The 15,288-nt window shown below is 69.8% G+C and carries 13 protein-coding genes; 11 read left to right on the top strand and 2 right to left on the bottom strand.

All coding sequences use genetic code 11. The features are described 5' to 3' along the window. Nucleotides 1-108: 108 nt before the first annotated feature. The gene (locus DSM104329_RS02960) at nt 109-1,566 is read left to right on the top strand and encodes an APC family permease (protein WP_259313908.1); all 1,458 of its coding nucleotides are present in this window, start codon (nt 109-111) and stop codon (nt 1,564-1,566) included. Between the two features lie 51 nt (nt 1,567-1,617). On the opposite strand, the gene DSM104329_RS02955 is transcribed toward DSM104329_RS02960, so the two are convergent. Then, the gene (locus tag DSM104329_RS02955; RefSeq protein ID WP_259313907.1) at nt 1,618-2,067 is read right to left on the bottom strand and encodes a hypothetical protein; all 450 of its coding nucleotides are present in this window, start codon (nt 2,065-2,067) and stop codon (nt 1,618-1,620) included. 12 nt (nt 2,068-2,079) lie between these two features. Beyond that, entirely contained in the window at nt 2,080-2,565 is a 486-nt protein-coding gene (locus DSM104329_RS02950) for a universal stress protein (protein WP_259313906.1), read from the bottom strand. Between the two features lie 102 nt (nt 2,566-2,667). Here DSM104329_RS02950 and DSM104329_RS02945 point away from each other — a divergent pair, with 102 nt between their 5' ends. The 10 genes from DSM104329_RS02945 (at nt 2,668) to DSM104329_RS02900 (ending at nt 15,199) form a co-directional block, all read left to right on the top strand. After that, nucleotides 2,668-4,140, top strand: coding sequence for a glutamine synthetase family protein (locus DSM104329_RS02945; protein ID WP_259313905.1), 1,473 nt, complete (start codon nt 2,668-2,670; stop codon nt 4,138-4,140). Between the two features lie 37 nt (nt 4,141-4,177). Then, on the top strand, nt 4,178-5,116 hold the full coding sequence (locus tag DSM104329_RS02940; RefSeq protein WP_259313904.1) for a class II glutamine amidotransferase domain-containing protein: 939 nt from the start codon (nt 4,178-4,180) through the stop codon (nt 5,114-5,116). Beyond that, on the top strand, nt 5,104-5,886 hold the full coding sequence (locus DSM104329_RS02935) for a GltB/FmdC/FwdC-like GXGXG domain-containing protein (RefSeq protein WP_259313903.1): 783 nt from the start codon (nt 5,104-5,106) through the stop codon (nt 5,884-5,886). Before DSM104329_RS02940 ends, DSM104329_RS02935 begins: the two co-directional genes overlap by 13 nt. 13 nt (nt 5,887-5,899) lie before the next feature. After that, the gene (locus tag DSM104329_RS02930; protein ID WP_259313902.1) at nt 5,900-7,336 is read left to right on the top strand and encodes an FMN-binding glutamate synthase family protein; all 1,437 of its coding nucleotides are present in this window, start codon (nt 5,900-5,902) and stop codon (nt 7,334-7,336) included. A gap of 11 nt (nt 7,337-7,347) precedes the next feature. Beyond that, nucleotides 7,348-7,773: a hypothetical protein gene (locus DSM104329_RS02925; RefSeq protein ID WP_259313901.1), complete on the top strand. Its 426-nt coding sequence runs from the start codon at nt 7,348-7,350 to the stop codon at nt 7,771-7,773. 144 nt (nt 7,774-7,917) lie between these two features. Beyond that, a complete protein-coding gene (locus DSM104329_RS02920; RefSeq protein WP_259313900.1) occupies nt 7,918-10,143 on the top strand; it encodes an oxidoreductase in 2,226 nt (741 codons plus the stop codon). Beyond that, the gene (locus DSM104329_RS02915) at nt 10,140-10,931 is read left to right on the top strand and encodes an electron transfer flavoprotein subunit beta/FixA family protein (protein ID WP_259313899.1); all 792 of its coding nucleotides are present in this window, start codon (nt 10,140-10,142) and stop codon (nt 10,929-10,931) included. The genes DSM104329_RS02920 and DSM104329_RS02915 overlap by 4 nt, the downstream gene beginning before the upstream one ends. Beyond that, on the top strand, nt 10,928-11,881 hold the full coding sequence (locus DSM104329_RS02910; RefSeq protein ID WP_259313898.1) for an electron transfer flavoprotein subunit alpha/FixB family protein: 954 nt from the start codon (nt 10,928-10,930) through the stop codon (nt 11,879-11,881). The genes DSM104329_RS02915 and DSM104329_RS02910 overlap by 4 nt, the downstream gene beginning before the upstream one ends. Nucleotides 11,882-11,892: 11 nt before the next feature. Further along, on the top strand, nt 11,893-14,040 hold the full coding sequence (locus DSM104329_RS02905) for a heterodisulfide reductase-related iron-sulfur binding cluster (protein WP_259313897.1): 2,148 nt from the start codon (nt 11,893-11,895) through the stop codon (nt 14,038-14,040). Between the two features lie 19 nt (nt 14,041-14,059). Then, nucleotides 14,060-15,199, top strand: coding sequence for an aminomethyltransferase family protein (locus tag DSM104329_RS02900; RefSeq protein WP_259313896.1), 1,140 nt, complete (start codon nt 14,060-14,062; stop codon nt 15,197-15,199). Nucleotides 15,200-15,288: the final 89 nt, after the last annotated feature.

Raw genomic sequence — 15,288 nt, 5'->3', positions numbered from 1 at the left:
GAACAAAGTGGTACAAGAGCGCGCGCAGTCCCGCACACGGCGAACAGTGCGAGGAGGGAGAGGACTTTGGCGTCAGCCCAGGTTGAGGAGCGACAGCTCCTCAAAGCGATGTCATGGTGGGACGGGTTCGTGGTGGCCTTGGCCAACCCGGGCTTTCTCATCGCCGCGCTCGGCAGCTCGATCGGCGCTCTCGGCACGGCCGGCGCCTTCGCCCTGTGGACGATCTCGATCACGCTCGGCGCGATGCAGAACAACATCCACGCCGAACTGGCGTGCATGTTCCCGAACAAGTCGGGCGGCATCGCCCTCTACGCCCATGAGGCGTGGCGGAAGTACCTGACGGTCATCGGTCCGCTGGCCACGTTCGGCTACTGGATCGGCTGGTCGGTCGTCCTCTCGATCAACGGCCTCGTGGCCGGCACGCTGATCCAGGCGGAGTGGTTCTCCTCCACGACGTGGTCGACCAGCGGCGCCGGGTTCGACCTCGACCTGGCCATCATCCTCGGCGTCGCCCTCATCGCGATCGTCTGGCTGTTCAACGTGTTCGGGGTCCGGCCGGCGGTGTGGTTCGGCTACGTCACCGGCGGTCTGCTGCTGATCCCGACCGCCGTGCTCATGTTCCTGCCGTACATCACCGGCGACTTCCACGGCAGCAACCTCCAGTGGAACATCGGGGCCAACGGCGGCTTCCCGCTCGCCATCACCTGGCTGTACTTCATGTGCTGGTCGGCGTACGGCATCGAGGTGGTCGCGACGTTCGCGCCCGAGTTCCACGACACCGAGCGCGACACCGCGAAGGCGCTGCGCGTCTCTGCGCTGTTCTGCGTCGCGGTGTATGCGCTCGTGCCGCTCGGGCTGGGCGGCACGCTCGGCACGGAGGCGGTCGCCAACGACTCGACGTTCATCGCCTTCTACACGCAGGCGTTCGACATCCTCGTCGGCAACGCGCTGGGCAACGTGATGATCTTCTGCCTTGTCGCGGGGCTGGTGCTGTCCATGAACACAGCGACCATGGACGGCTCGAGAGCCTTGTATGGCATAGCCAAGGACGGGATGACGATCAAACAGTTCGGCACGCTCAACCGATTCCACGTGCCGGGCGTGGCGATGACGCTGGACGCCCTGCTGAACATCTTCCTCATCACGTTCTTCGGAAGCGTGCTGGAGATCCTGGCGGTCAGCAACGTCGGCTACGTGTTCGCTACCTGTACCGCGCTCGGTGGGTTCCTGCTGTTGCGCAAGGACCGGCCGAACTGGCCACGACCGGTGCGGCTGCCCAACTACTGGGTGCCGCTCGGCGCTTTCCTGTTCGCCGCGAACCTCCTGTTCCTCGTGGGCGGCGGGTTCATCTGGTCCGGCGGGTTCCTGGGGATCACGGGGTATGGCTACGGCTGGGACAAGACGCGCATCGGCCTCCTGGTCCTCGTCGCCGCGCTGCTGCTCTACGTGTTCCGGCACGTCGTGCAGGACAAGCTGCCGATGAAGTGGCGCGAGCAGATTCCTCAGACGCCCGAGGAGGAGCGCGCGCACCGCGAGCTGGCGACGGCGCCGACGGCGCCCGTCTAGACGGGCCTGGGTTTCACCAGGCGAGCTGGGCCGCGCGGCCGGGGTGAGCGATCACTCCGGCCGCAGGTCCCAGCGCGGCAGGTCCGAGATCGCCTGGCGGTAGCGCTTGCGGTGCACGGGCCGCACGAGGGTGAACCAGCCGATGAGGCCCACCGGCATCAGGAAGAACACGCTGAAGATGTTGCCGGTCAGCGTGAAGAAGATCGCGATGGCGGCGATGACCGAGGCGAGCGCGACCGGGACCGCGCGGTAGCGCAGCTGGAGCTTGCGGATCTCCTGGTACTGCTCGGCCGGGATCTGCTTCGTGTTCCAGGTGCGGCCGCACTGGTCGCAGGTCCACGACTCCCCGTAGGCGAGGTCGCGCTTGGCGCCGCACTCGCACGTCACCGCGATCGGCGGGCCCTTCAGGATGGTGCCCGGCGCCTCGTACTCGCGCCGGCGGCGACGGCGCCCACCCTCCGCGTGTGCTGCAGGTCCTCGCCCTCGACCCCGTCGTCCCACTGAACCCTCTCCTCAGGTGCAGAATCCGTCCGGCGCGATCCACACTAGACAGTCGGCCCCCTGGACCGCACGGACCAGGCGCCGGACGAGGCCCCGGCGCACCCGCGAGGCGTCGGGCCCGATGACCACGAGACCGATGTCGCGCTCGTGGACGAGCTCGGACAGCGCGCGCACCGGCCGGGTGCTGAACACGCGCAGCAGCTCGACGTCGACCCCGCGGTCGGCGAGGCGCTGCGCCGCCGCCCGGACCTCGTCGCGTTCGTCCTCGTGCGGCAGCACCGCACCGTCGGGGCCGTGCAGCACGAGCGAGGTGCCGTACAGCGGCAACCGCACGAGGTTGACGATCACGACGTGCGCGCCGGTCTCCAGTGCGGTCTCCGTCGCCATCCGCTCGGCCGCCGGATCGATGCGGACCGACATGGTCGCCAGAAGGACGGGGCGCACTCCGTCGCGGCTCGACGCCGGCTGCTGCGCCTGTCCGTGACGGACACCGATCACGCATCGATTGTAGGGGGCGCGGAACGTGTACCAATTTGCTCAACGCGTGCGCTATAGTCGCGCCGCAGAGCGCTCCAGCGACCGAGGAGAGTGAGGGGACAGATGGCCACTGAGGCGGAGCCGTACACGCTCGACCCGATGCCCGAGTTCGGCGGCACCGTCGCGAGCGTGCTCGCCAGCGACCGCGTCGCCCCGGCCCCCCCGACGCTCGAGGAGGCCCGCAACGCGCCCGGCCGCCGCGAGAGGATCGAGGCGCTCACGCGACTGATCGAGGAGCGCGGCATCCGCTACGTCTTCTTCCAGCAGGTCTCGATCACGGGCCGCGTCATGGGCAAGGGCGTCGTCTCGTCCTTCTTCCCGCAGGTCGCCGAGAAGGGCTACCAGCTCGTCTACGGCGCCACGGCCAACCTCTTCACCGACCGCTACGGCAACTACATCGGCTTCGACCCGCACGAGTCCGAGCTGGCCGCGGTCGCCGACCTCGACACGTTCGCCGTCCTGCCGTGGGACGAGCGCGTCGCCCGCGTGTACTGCGACTGCTACGACACGGAGACCGGCGAGCTGCTCGACGCCGACCCGCGCCAGAACCTCAAGCGCATCGCCCACGACTTCGAGCAGGAGCTCGACTGCGAGTTCCTCATCGGGATCGAGCCCGAGATGATGTGGCTCAGGAAGCCGGAGGCCGGCCAGGTCCCCGAGGGCGTCACCAAGCCCTACTGCTACCACATCCACCAGTTCGAGGAGCTCCGTCCGGTGCTGCTCGACGTCGTCGAGTACGGCCAGAAGCTCGGCCTCGACATGAGCTACGGCGACCACGAGGACGCTCCCGGCCAGCTCGAGCTGAACTTCCGCTTCGACCGGCCGTGCCGCACCGCCGACAACATCACGACGTACCGCCAGGTCTGCGCCGCGGTGGGCCGCAAGCACGATCTGCTGCCGACCTTCATGCCCAAGCCGTTCACGGGCGTGGCGGCCAACGGCCACCACCATCACTTCACGCTGATGGACCGCGACGGCAACAACGTCTTCCACGACCCGTCCGGCCCGGCGCAGCTCTCGCAGATCGCCCGGCACTTCCTCGGCGGCATGCTCGACCACTTCCCGGCGCTGATGTGCGTCGGCAACCCGACCGTGAACTCGTACTGCCGGATGTGGGACACCGGCTTCTGGGCCCCGATCTACAAGAACTGGGGCTGGCAGAACCGCACCACGACGGTGCGCGTGGCGTCCGGCGGGCGCTTCGAGTACCGCGGCGTCGACTCGTCGTGCAACCCGTACCTGACGGTGGCGTCGCTGCTGCGCGCCGGCCTCGACGGCATCCGCCGCGAGGTGGATCCGGGGCCGCCGCAGGAGGGCAACACGTACGAGCTGCTCGCCGGGGGCGCGGACATCGAGAAGGTGCCCGACAGCCTCGGCGCGGCGCTGGAGGCGCTGGCCGCCGACGAGGTCGTGCGCAGCGCGATGCCGGGCCGGCTCTACAAGGTCTTCAACCACTACAAGCGCGACGAATGGGAGCGCTACCTCGCCGCGGTCACCGACTGGGAGCGCGACGAGTACCTGGAGGTGCTGCCGTGACGCACGCCCCGACCTCGCCGGAAGGAGCGCGGCGCTGATGTGCGGGATCGCGGGGATCATCTATCGCGACGGGATGCGGCCGATCGGGCGCGACATGACCCGGATGCTGCAGTCCATGAAGCACCGCGGGCCGGACTCCACCGGCTTCGCGCTCTACGGGCCGCCGCAGCACGAGGCGTGGATCATGCGCGTCAAGCTGGCCGACGCCAACACGCCGCGCGACTTCGACTTCGCGCAGCGCCTGACGCGCGACCGCCGCGAGGTGGAGCGCCGGGTGCAGGCGATGGGGGCCCGGCTGCACGAGACGACGAACGGGCATCACCCGTACGCGCTGACGCTGACGTTCGACTACGACGGCGACCTCAAGCCGCTCGCCGACCGCGTCGAGGACGTCAGCCGCGACGCCGAGGTGCTGTCGCTCGGCCGGTCGCTGGAGATCATCAAGGACCTCGGCGACGCGGAGACCGTCTCCTCGGACTACCACCTCGGCTCGTTCGAGGGCAGCCACGCCATCGGGCACGTGCGGATGGCGACCGAGTCCGACGTCGACATCTCCGGCGCGCACCCGTACTGGGCGTACCCGTTCTCCGACGTCGCGGTGGTCCACAACGGCCAGCTGACGAACTACTTCGAGTGGCGCCGGCGCCTCGAGCGCAGCGGCCATCGCTTCCAGTCCGAGTGCGACTCGGAGGTCATCGCCGTCTACCTGGCGGAGAAGATGGCGGAGGGCCGCTCGCTGGAGGACGCGATGCGCGACAGCCTCGAGGAGCTCGACGGCGTGTTCACGTACATCTGCGTCACCGAGGACGCGCTCGGCATGGCCAAGGACGAGCTCGCGGCCAAGCCGCTCGTGCTCTACGAGTCCGACGACCTCGTCGCGCTGGCCTCCGAGGAGATCGCGATCCGCGAGATCGTCGACCACGAGATCGACACGTACGACCCGTTCGAGGGGGAGGTGATGGTGTGGAGTCGGTGACGCGCATCACGTACGACGCGCGCGGCCTCGTCGAGCCCGACGTCACGGTCCCCCGCGTCTCGGAGATCGAGGACGGCCGCGCGACGTTCGACGCGACGGAGCTGACGACGCGGCAGATCAACGCCGAGCTGCGCTGGCTGCTCTACGACCAGGGCCTCGAGGACGTCACGATCCTCAACCCGCGCTCGCGCCACTCGATCGCCACCGGCATCCTGACCCGCTGCCGCATCACGATCGACGGCAGCCTCGGCTACTTTGGCGCCACGATGCTCGACGGCCCCGAGGTCCACATCAAGGGCCGCGTCGGCTGGTCGTCGTGCCAGAACATGATGTCCGGCGTCGTCGTCATCGACGGCAACGCCGGCTCGCTGACCGCGGCCGCGCTGCGCGGCGGCGACGTCGTCTGCCGCGGCCGCGTCGGCGCGCGCACCGGCATCGACCAGAAGGGCGGCACGATCATCGTCTGCGGCGACGCGGGCTCGATGACCGGGTTCATGATGCAGCGCGGGCGCCAGATCATCCTCGGCGACGTCGGCCCGGGCCTGGGCGACTCGATGTACGACGGGACGATCTACGTCGGCGGGCGCGTCAAGTCGCTCGGCGTCGACTGCGTGCCCGGCGAGTGGACCGACGCAGACACCGAGCTCATCGAACGCAAGTTCCGCATCTACGGCCTCGGCGACCCGCCGGAGCTGCAGAAGTTCGTCTGCGGCAAGCAGCTCTACAACTACGACACCCTCGAACCGTCCGAGCGCAAGCTCGTGCTCTAGCGAGGAGGAGCACATGGCCGACGAGACCTCCCCCTCCCCGAAGACGATCCTGGGCGAGAGCCCGATCTTCACGCCGAACGTCATCAACGACATCCACATGAAGGCCGAGCTCGGCCGCTACCGGATGCGCGGCTTCTCGATGTTCAAGAAGATCCCGCACTGGGACGAGCTCATCTTCCTGCCGGGGACGCTGACGCGCTTCGTCATCGAGGGCTACCGCGAGAAGTGCGAGACGAAGACCGTCATCGGCGCCCGCTTCGCCAAGAAGCCGATCGAGCTCGACATCCCCGTCTACATCACGGGGATGAGCTTCGGCGCGCTGTCGCTGGAGGCCAAGATGGCGCTGGCCAAGGGCGCGTCCATGGCCGGCACCGCGACCTGCTCGGGCGAGGGCGGGATGATCCCGCCGGAGCGCGACCTGTCGACGAAGTGGTACTACCAGGTCATCCAGAGCCGGTACGGGTTCAACCCGCACCACATGATGCTGGCCGACGCGATCGAGTTCTTCATCGGCCAGGGCTGCAAGGTCGGCCTCGGCGGCCACCTCATGGGCCAGAAGGTCACCGAGCAGGTGGCCGAGATGCGGTCGCTGCCGGTCGGCATCGACCAGCGCTCGCCGGCGCGCCATCCCGACTGGCTGGGCCCGGACGACCTCTCGCTGAAGATCCAGGAGATCCGCGAGGCCACCGACTACCAGGTGCCGATCCAGCTCAAGCTGGGCGCCGCGCGCGTCTACGACGACGTGCGCATGGCCGCCAAGTGCGGCCCCGACGTCATCTACCTCGACGGCGCGGAGGGCGGCACCGGCGCCGGCCCGCACCTCGCCGCCGAGGAGACCGGCGTGCCGCTCATGTCGGCGATCCCGGAGGCGCGGCGCGCGCTCGAGGACGTCGGCCTGGCCGACGAGATCGACCTCGTCGTCGCCGGCGGCATCCGCAACGGCGGCGACGTCGCGAAGTGCCTGGCGCTCGGCGCGAAGGCGGTCGCGATCGGCCACTCGGCGCTCATGGCGCTCAACTGCAACAAGGAGATCCCGGGCGTCACCGACTACGAGGGCACGATGGGCGTGCCGGCGGGCAAGTGCTACCACTGCCACACCGGCCGCTGCCCCGTCGGCATCACGACGCAGGACCCGGAGCTGCGGGCCCGGCTCGTGGTCGACGAGGCGGCCGAGCGCGTCTACAACTTCCTGCACACCCTGACGCTCGAGGTCCAGCTCCTCGCGCGCGCGTGCGGGAAGACCAACGTGCACAGCCTCGAGCCCGAGGACCTCGCCGCGCTGACCGTCGAGGCGTCGGCGATGGCGCGCGTGCCGCTGGCGGGCACGAACTACACGCCCGGCGTGACCGAGGAGAACACGCTCAACGAGATCAAGCGCCTGCTCGAGCGCCACCTGGAGAACCCCGTCGACGAGCTGCCGGTCTCCGAGCCGCTCGTGAGCGGGGACTGAGGAGGAACCCGATGCACGAACCCGAGAAGATCCGGTCCATCGACGCCGAGTCGCTGTCCGGCCACCGGTTCCCCTACCAGGAGGACATCGCGCTGGTCGAGGACGTCGACCTCGTGGCCGCCACGCCCGGCGAGGACCTCAACTGGCTCGAGGACATCGAGCTGCTCCAGGAGGAGGGGACGCCGGCGGTGTTCGACCGCTACTCGAACTCGTTCCTGCGGATCTACTTCCCGATCCCCGGGGGACGCGAGAACGAGATCGCCCGCAAGGTGCTGATCAAGCACCTGCAGGAGGGCAACTCCTATGGCATCCAGCTGAAAGCCAAGCACTGCAAGTTCCCGCAGCCGGAGCTGGGGCCGTGGGTGAAGGGCTCGGAGATGGTCGGCACCGACTACCAGCGGCCGGTGCTCGAAGGCTGGGAGCCGCCGGCGCACTGACATGGGGCGTCCGGCGGCGGTGGATCCCGAGCTCGCCGCCGCCCGACCGCAGACGGTGCGGCAAGACTTCCGTAGACACGGTTCGGGAAAACCGATAGAACGCGGCCTGCACCTATTTGTACAGGGGATGAGAGGAGCCTGCGGATGGCGCGCGACCCGAAGTACGACGTCCTCTTCGAGCCGATCCAGATCGGCCCGAAGACGCTCAAGAACCGCTTCTACCAGGTGCCTCACTGCATCGGCGCAGGGTCGGAGAAGCCGGGCTTCCAGGCCTATCACCGGGCGATCAAGTGCGAGGGCGGCTGGGGCGCCGTCTGCACCGAGTACTGCTCGATCCACCCCGAGTCCGACGACACGAGCCGCGTGTCGGCGCGCATCTGGGACGACGGCGACGTGCGCAACCTCGCCGCGATGTGCGACCGGGTGCACCACTACGGCGCGCTGACGGGCATCGAACTGTGGTACGGCGGCCCGCATGCGCCGTGCATGGAGTCCCGCGCGACGCCGCGCGGGCCGTCGCAGATCCCCTCGGACTTCGAGATCAACATCCACCCGCGGTACATGGACCGCGACGACATCCGCACCGTCCACAAGATGTACGTCGACGCGGCCGTCCGGGCGCGTGACGCGGGCTTCGACATCATCTACGTCTACGGCGCGCACGCGTACCTCCCGTTCCAGTTCCTGTCGCCCTACTACAACAAGCGCACCGACGAGTACGGCGGCAGCTTCGAGAACCGCGCGCGGTTCTGGCGCGAGGCGCTGGAGCAGGTGCGCGAGGCCGTCGGCGACGACTGCGCCATCGCGTCGCGTTTCGCGGTCGACCACCTCTTCGGCCCAGCCTCGATCGAGGTCGGCGAGGACGGCGTGCGGTTCGTCGAGTACGTCGATCACCTGGTCGACCTGTGGGACCTGACCGTCGGCGACATCGCCGAGTGGGGACAGAACGCGGGGCCGTCGCGGTTCTTCGAGGAGAACCACGAGAAGCCCTACACCGGCCAGATCAAGGCCGGCAACCACACCGACAAGCCGGTCGTCGGCGTCGGGCGCATCACCAACCCCGACACGATGGTCGCGATCATCAACTCGGGCCAGTTCGACATCATCGGCGGGGCGCGGCCGTCGATCTCGGACCCGTTCCTGCCCAAGAAGATCGAGGAGGGCCGGCTCGACGACATCCGCGAGTGCATCGGCTGCAACCAGTGCATCTCGCGCTGGGAGATCGGCGGGCCGCCGATGGTGTGCACGCAGAACGCGACCGCCGGTGAGGAGTACCGGCGCGGGTGGCATCCCGAGAAGTTCTCGACGGCCAGGAACGCCGACAAGGGCGTCCTCGTGGTCGGGGCCGGCCCGGCCGGCATGGAGTGCGCGATGGTGCTCGGCAAGCGCGGCATGTCGGCCGTGCACCTGGTCGAGGCCGACAAGGAGATCGGCGGCTGCATCAACTGGATCTCGCAGCTCGGGCACTCCGACGGCAAGGAGAACCTGTTCCGCGGCAGCGCGCGCGGCCTGGGCGAGTGGGCGCGCGTGCGCAACTACCGACAGATCCAGCTCGAGAAGCTCAAGAACGTCGAGGTGCACACGGGCTCGCGCCTCAGCGCGTCCGACATCCTCGAGTACGGCGCCGAGATCGTGATCATCGCCACCGGCTGTCGCTTCGCGACCGATGGTCTCAACCCCGCCACGCACGACCGGATCGAGGGCGCCGACGGCACGCTCGACTGGCAGCTGACGCCCGACGAGGTCGTGCGCGGCGGCAAGCAGATCGGGCAGCGCGTGCTCGTCCTCGAGAACGAGGGCTACCACATGGGCGCCAGCATCGCCCAGAAGCTGGCGGGCGAGGGCAAGGACGTGCACCTCGTCACCCAGTCCGGCGACGTCGCGAGCTACATGGAGTACACGCTCGAGGCGCCGATGCTGCACCGCGACCTGCACCGCCTGGGGGTCGACATCCACACGTACACGATGCTCGAGAAGATCGAGCCGGGCGCGTGCCACGCGTACAACGTGTGGGACCCCGGCCACAAGGACGTCCTCGAGGTCGACACGGTGGTGCTCTGCACGCAGCGCCTGGGCAACGACGCGCTCTACCACGAGCTGCGCGCCGACCGCGACCGGCTGCGCTCGGAGGGCATCGAGGACGTCTTCATCATCGGCGACGCCGCGGCGCCGCGGATGATCGTCGACTCGGTGTTCGACGGCCACCGGCTCGCCCGCGAGATCGACAGCCCCGACCCGGCGATGCCGCTGCCGTTCATCCGCGAGCGGCGCCTCTGGGGCACGGCGTCCAACGACGACTACGACGGCGAGCTGCGGGCGGCGCCCGACACGCTGCCGCTCGAGGCGCTGGGCGAGGAGGTGCCCGCGTGAAGGTGGTCGTGCCGGTCAAGCAGGTCGCGAACCTGGACGACGAGTTCGAGCTCGACGACGACGGGACCGGCGTGGACCCCGACTCGGTCGAGTGGGAGCTCAACGAGTGGGACACGTTCTCGGTCGAGGCGGCGCTGCAGCTCGCCGAGGCCGGGGACGGCACCGAGGTCGTCGTCGTGTCCGTGGGCGACGAGGAGGCCGACGAGGGCCTCCTCGCCTGCCTGGCCAAGGGAGCCGACCGGGCGGTGCGCATCTGGGACGACGGCCTGGAGGGCGCCGACGCCCTCGCGGTCGCCCGGGTGCTGGCCGCGGCGGTCGAGCGCGAGAGCCCGGACCTGGTGCTCTGCGGCGTGCAGTCCTCGGACGCGGTGGCCGGGGCGACGGGCGTCGCGCTGGCGGCGCATCTCGGCCTGCCGCGCGTGGCCGTCGTCAACAAGCTCGACTACGACGCGGCGTCGAGCACGGCCACGGTCGAGCGCGAACTCGAGGGCGGGCTGGTCGAGGTCCTGCGGGTCCGGTGCCCGGCGCTCCTGACGATCCAGACCGGCATCAACGAGCCGCGCTACGCGACGCTGCGGGCGATCAAACAGGCGCGGGACAAGCCCCTGGAGGTCGTCGAGCTCGCCGCGCTGGCCCTCGACGGGGCAGCGGTCGCCCAGGCGGCCGGCGCGCGCACGCGGGCATTGCGTCACCACGAGAAGGGCGAGGGCGCGGAGATGATCGACGGCTCGGCCGCCGATGTCGCCGGGCGCATCGCGGAGATCGTCAAGGAGCGGATGAGCGGATGAGCGGAGTGCTGGTCATCGCCGAGACGCGCCGCGGCGAGCTGCGCGACGTCTCGCTGGAGCTCGTCACCGCCGCCATGGACGTCAACGACCCGGCCGGCGGCCGCCTGACCGTCGCGGTCATCGACGGCAGTCCCGAGGCGCACGCGCAGGCGCTCGGCGCGAACGGCGTCGACGAGGTCGTCACCGTGACGTCCCCGGTCGAGCACTTCGAGGCGCACGTCGCGCAGCGCGCGGTCGAGGCGCTCATCGACGAGCTCGACCCGACGCTGATCGTGTGCGGGCACACCATCGACGCCCTCGGGTTCGGCCCGGCGGTGGCGGCGGCGCGGGGGCTGGGCTTCGCCAGCGACGTGACCCGTATCGCGTGGGACGGCGGGCCGATCGCCAGCCGCGGCGCATACGGCGACAAGCTGCAGGCCGAGCTTGACTTCCCCGGCCGCGAGCGGGTGCTGCTGCTGGTGCGGGCGGGGGCCTTCGAGCCGGCGTCCGGGGGCGGAGGCGCGAGCGTCCGAGCCCTGGATGTCGATCTGGGCGACGCGGTCCGCACGGAACACGTCGACTTCGTCGAGGTGGGCGCGGGCGACGTCGACATCACGAAGGCGGACTTCCTGCTGTCGATCGGCCGCGGCATCGAGGACAAGGACAACATCCCGCAGTTCGAGGAGCTGGCCGACAAGATGGGCGCCACGCTGTCGGTGTCGCGCCCGATCGTCGACGCCGGCTGGATGTCCAACGCGCGGCAGGTCGGCCAGTCCGGCAAGACCGTCAAGCCGAAGGTGTATCTCGCCCTCGGGATCTCGGGCGCGGTGCAGCACCTCGCGGGCATGCAGAAGGCCGACACGATCATCGCGGTCAACACCGACCCCGAGGCGCCGATCTTCACGGTCGCGCACTATGGCGCGGTCACCGACCTGTTCGAGGTCGCCGACGAGCTCGAGCAGCACTTCTAGCCGTGCTTCCGATGGCGGCCGAGAAGTCCCGGGAGGTCCTGTGGGACACCCCCCTGGGGCTGACCATCCTCTGGTACGCCCTCGCCGGCGTCTCGGTCCTGGTGTTCCTCTACGGCGTCGCGCGTCCCGTGGCGAAGTACCGGCACGGCAACCGCGACGGCCTGCCGCCGCTGCGGGAGCTGCCGGGCCGGGTGTGGCGCGCGACGGCGACGCTCTACGAGCACGCGTCGATCCGCCGGCGCGACCCGTACGTCGGATGGGCGCACCGCGGGATCTTCTACGGCTGGGTCGTGCTGGCGATCGGCACGGTGATCGTCGCGCTCGACCACGACGTCGTGCACCCCCTGTTCGGCGTGCACTTCTGGACGGGGAACTTCTACCTCGGCTACAAGGCCGCACTCAACGCGCTCGGCACCGCGCTGATCATCGGCGTGCTCATGATGATGGTGCGCCGTGCGTTCATCAGGCCGCGCAAGCTGGACTACACGCGGCCCGACCGGGCGCCGGGGGACCCGCAGTACGACCGCCGCGCCTACCGCATCGGCGACTGGGTGTTCGTGATCCTGCTGCTGATCATCGCGCTCACCGGCTACCTGCTCGAGGGCGTGCGCCTCGCGATGGACCAGCCGGGCTACGAGGCCTACCAGTTCGGCGGCTGGGTGGTCGCCCAGGCGTTCACCGGGCTGAGCGACGGCACCCTGGGCGACATCCGCCACGGCGTCTGGTGGTTCCACGGCCTGCTGGCGATCGCGTTCGTGGCCGCGATCCCGTACACGAAGGCCGCGCACATGCTCAGCAGCTACGCGAGCCTGATCCTCCGCGATCCGGACGCCAAGCGGCGGTTGCGGGTGATCCCGCCGGAACGCGCCGACCAGCCCGCGGGCTACGGCACGCTCGCCGACTTCAGCGCGCTGCATCTGCTGCAGCTCGACGCGTGCACGAAGTGCGGCAAGTGCCACGAGGCGTGCCCGGCGAACGCGATGGGCCGGCCGCTGTCGCCGCGCGACGTGGTCCTCGAGCTGCGCGAGGAGGCCAACGCCGCCGCGAGCGCCCGCGGCGTCGGCGGCGTGCTGGGGTCGCTGCTGCGGGCGCCCACGGGCGACGGCCTGGCGGACCGGCCGGTGATCGGTCACGACCGGGTGCGTCCGGAGACCGCGTGGGCGTGCATGCAGTGCAGCGCCTGCGTGGAGATCTGCCCGGTCGGCATCGAGCAGGCGCCGATCATCAACCAGCTGCGCCGGCGCCTGGTCGAGGAGGGCGAGCTGGACACGAACCTGCAGTCGACGCTGCAGGTCATCCACAAGTCCGGCAACTCGTTCGGCGAGAACAGGCGCAGGCGCGGGCGGTGGGCCAAGGAGCTCGACTTCCAGGTCAAGGACGCGCGCAAGGAGCCCGTCGACGTGCTGTGGTTCGTCGGCGACTACGCCTCGTTCGACCCTCGCTCGCAGCGCGTCACGCAGGCGATCGCGCGGCTGCTGCACGGCGCCGGCGTGGACTTCGGGATCCTCTATGACGCGGAGCGCAACTCGGGCAACGACGTCCGGCGCGTCGGCGAGGAGGGCCTGTTCGAGATGCTGGCCGAGGAGAACCTCGCCACCCTGCAGGCCTGCGACTTCCAGCGCATCATGACCAGCGATCCCCACTCGCTGAACACGCTGCGCAACGAGTATCCGGCGCTGGGCGACGAGTCGTGGCCGGTGCTGCATCACACGACGCTGCTGCTCGAGCTGATCGACGGCGGGCACCTGGACGTGCGCGACCGGCTGTCGTACAAGGTGACCTACCACGATCCCTGCCACCTCGGCCGGATGAACGGCGAATACGACAACCCGCGGCGGATCATGGAGCTGCTGGGCTGCGAGCTGCGGGAGATGCCGCGCAACCGCGACAACAGCTTCTGCTGCGGGGCGGGCGGCGGGCGGATCTGGATCCCGGACCAGCCGGGCGGCGAGCGGCCGTCGGAGAACCGCATCCGCGAGGCGCTCGGGCTGGGCGACGACCTCGACTTCTTCGTCGTGTCGTGCCCCAAGGACGTGACCATGTACGAGGACGCGATCAAGACGTCGGGCAACGCTGATCGCCTGGAGCTACGCGAGCTCACGGAGCTCGTCGAAGAGGCCCTCGTCGCGGCCCGCCGGCCGGCGACGGTGGGGGGATGACCCAACCAACGGAAGCGAGGTGACCGGCGTGTCGACGACCGAGCTGCACAAGACCGCGTTCGATGCCGTCCAGCGGGAGGAGACCGACAGCTGGACCGACTGGGAGGGCTGGGCCTGGGCCGCCGACTTCGGCGATCCGGTCGCCGAGCACCACGCCACGCGCAACGCCTGCAACATGTGGGACGAGTCCGCGCTGCGCAAGTGGGACATCCGCGGACGGGACGCGCTCGCTCTCGCCGATGCCGTGTTCACCAACGACATGGCGGCGCTCGAGATCGGCCAGGTCCGCTACGGCGCCATGTGCGACGAGCAGGGCCAGATGATCATGGACGGGACGATCTTCAAGCTGGCCGACGACCACTGCTTCTCGATCACCAGCTATGACTCGGACATCGAGCAGTTCCGCGCGGTGGCCGCCGACCGCGGCCTCGACGCCGCCATCGAGGACAGGACGGCCGCGATGCCGCACCTGCAGGTGCAGGGCCCGCTGTGCCGGGAGGTGCTCGGACCCATCACGGAGGGCGCCGATGTCGGCTCGCTGCGCTACTTCCGTTTCGTGCCGGAGGGCGTCACGGTCGGCGGCGTGCCGGTGATGCTGTCGCGCACCGGCTACTCCGGCGAGCTGGGCTTCGAGCTGTACTGCGCTCCGGAGGACGCCGAGAAGCTGTGGCGCGCGGTCAAGGAGGCGGGTGAGCCGCACGGCATCCGTCCGATCGGCCTCTCGGCGATCGAGACGCTGCGCATCGAGTCGGGGCTGCTGTTCCCCGACATCGACTACTTCCCGCACCAGACCGATCCGCTCGAGGTGCGCCTCGACAACGTCGTCAAGCTCGACAGCGGCGACTACGTCGGTCGCGAGGCGCTGCGCGCGATCGCGTCCGCGGGCACGCCGCGGCTGCTCACGACGCTGCGGATCGAGGGCGACACCGTGCCCGAGTACGGCGCCGCGGTGACGCAGGACGGCCGCGACGCCGGGATCCTGCGCAGCCCGTGCCAGAGCCCGACGTTCGACGACCAGGTCATCGGCATGGCCGCCATCGACCGCGAGCTCAACGAGGTGGGGCGCGAGGTCCAGGTGGCGCTCGGCAGCGGCACGGTCACCGCCACCGTGGCGGAGTTCCCGCTCTACGACCCCCAGAAGAAGCGGCCGCGGTCGTGAGCCGCGCGCGCGTGGTTCAGCGGCGCTCCTGATCAGGAGCGCGCTATGGTGTGTCCGGCAGTCACGGGCAACGCTATTGCCTATAACGC

Origin of the sequence: Capillimicrobium parvum (assembly GCF_021172045.1) — a bacterium.
Taxonomy (GTDB): domain Bacteria; phylum Actinomycetota; class Thermoleophilia; order Solirubrobacterales; family Solirubrobacteraceae; genus Capillimicrobium; species Capillimicrobium parvum.
The sequence above is the reverse complement of the archived record's forward strand: the minus strand, read 5'-3'. Positions and strand labels throughout refer to the sequence as shown.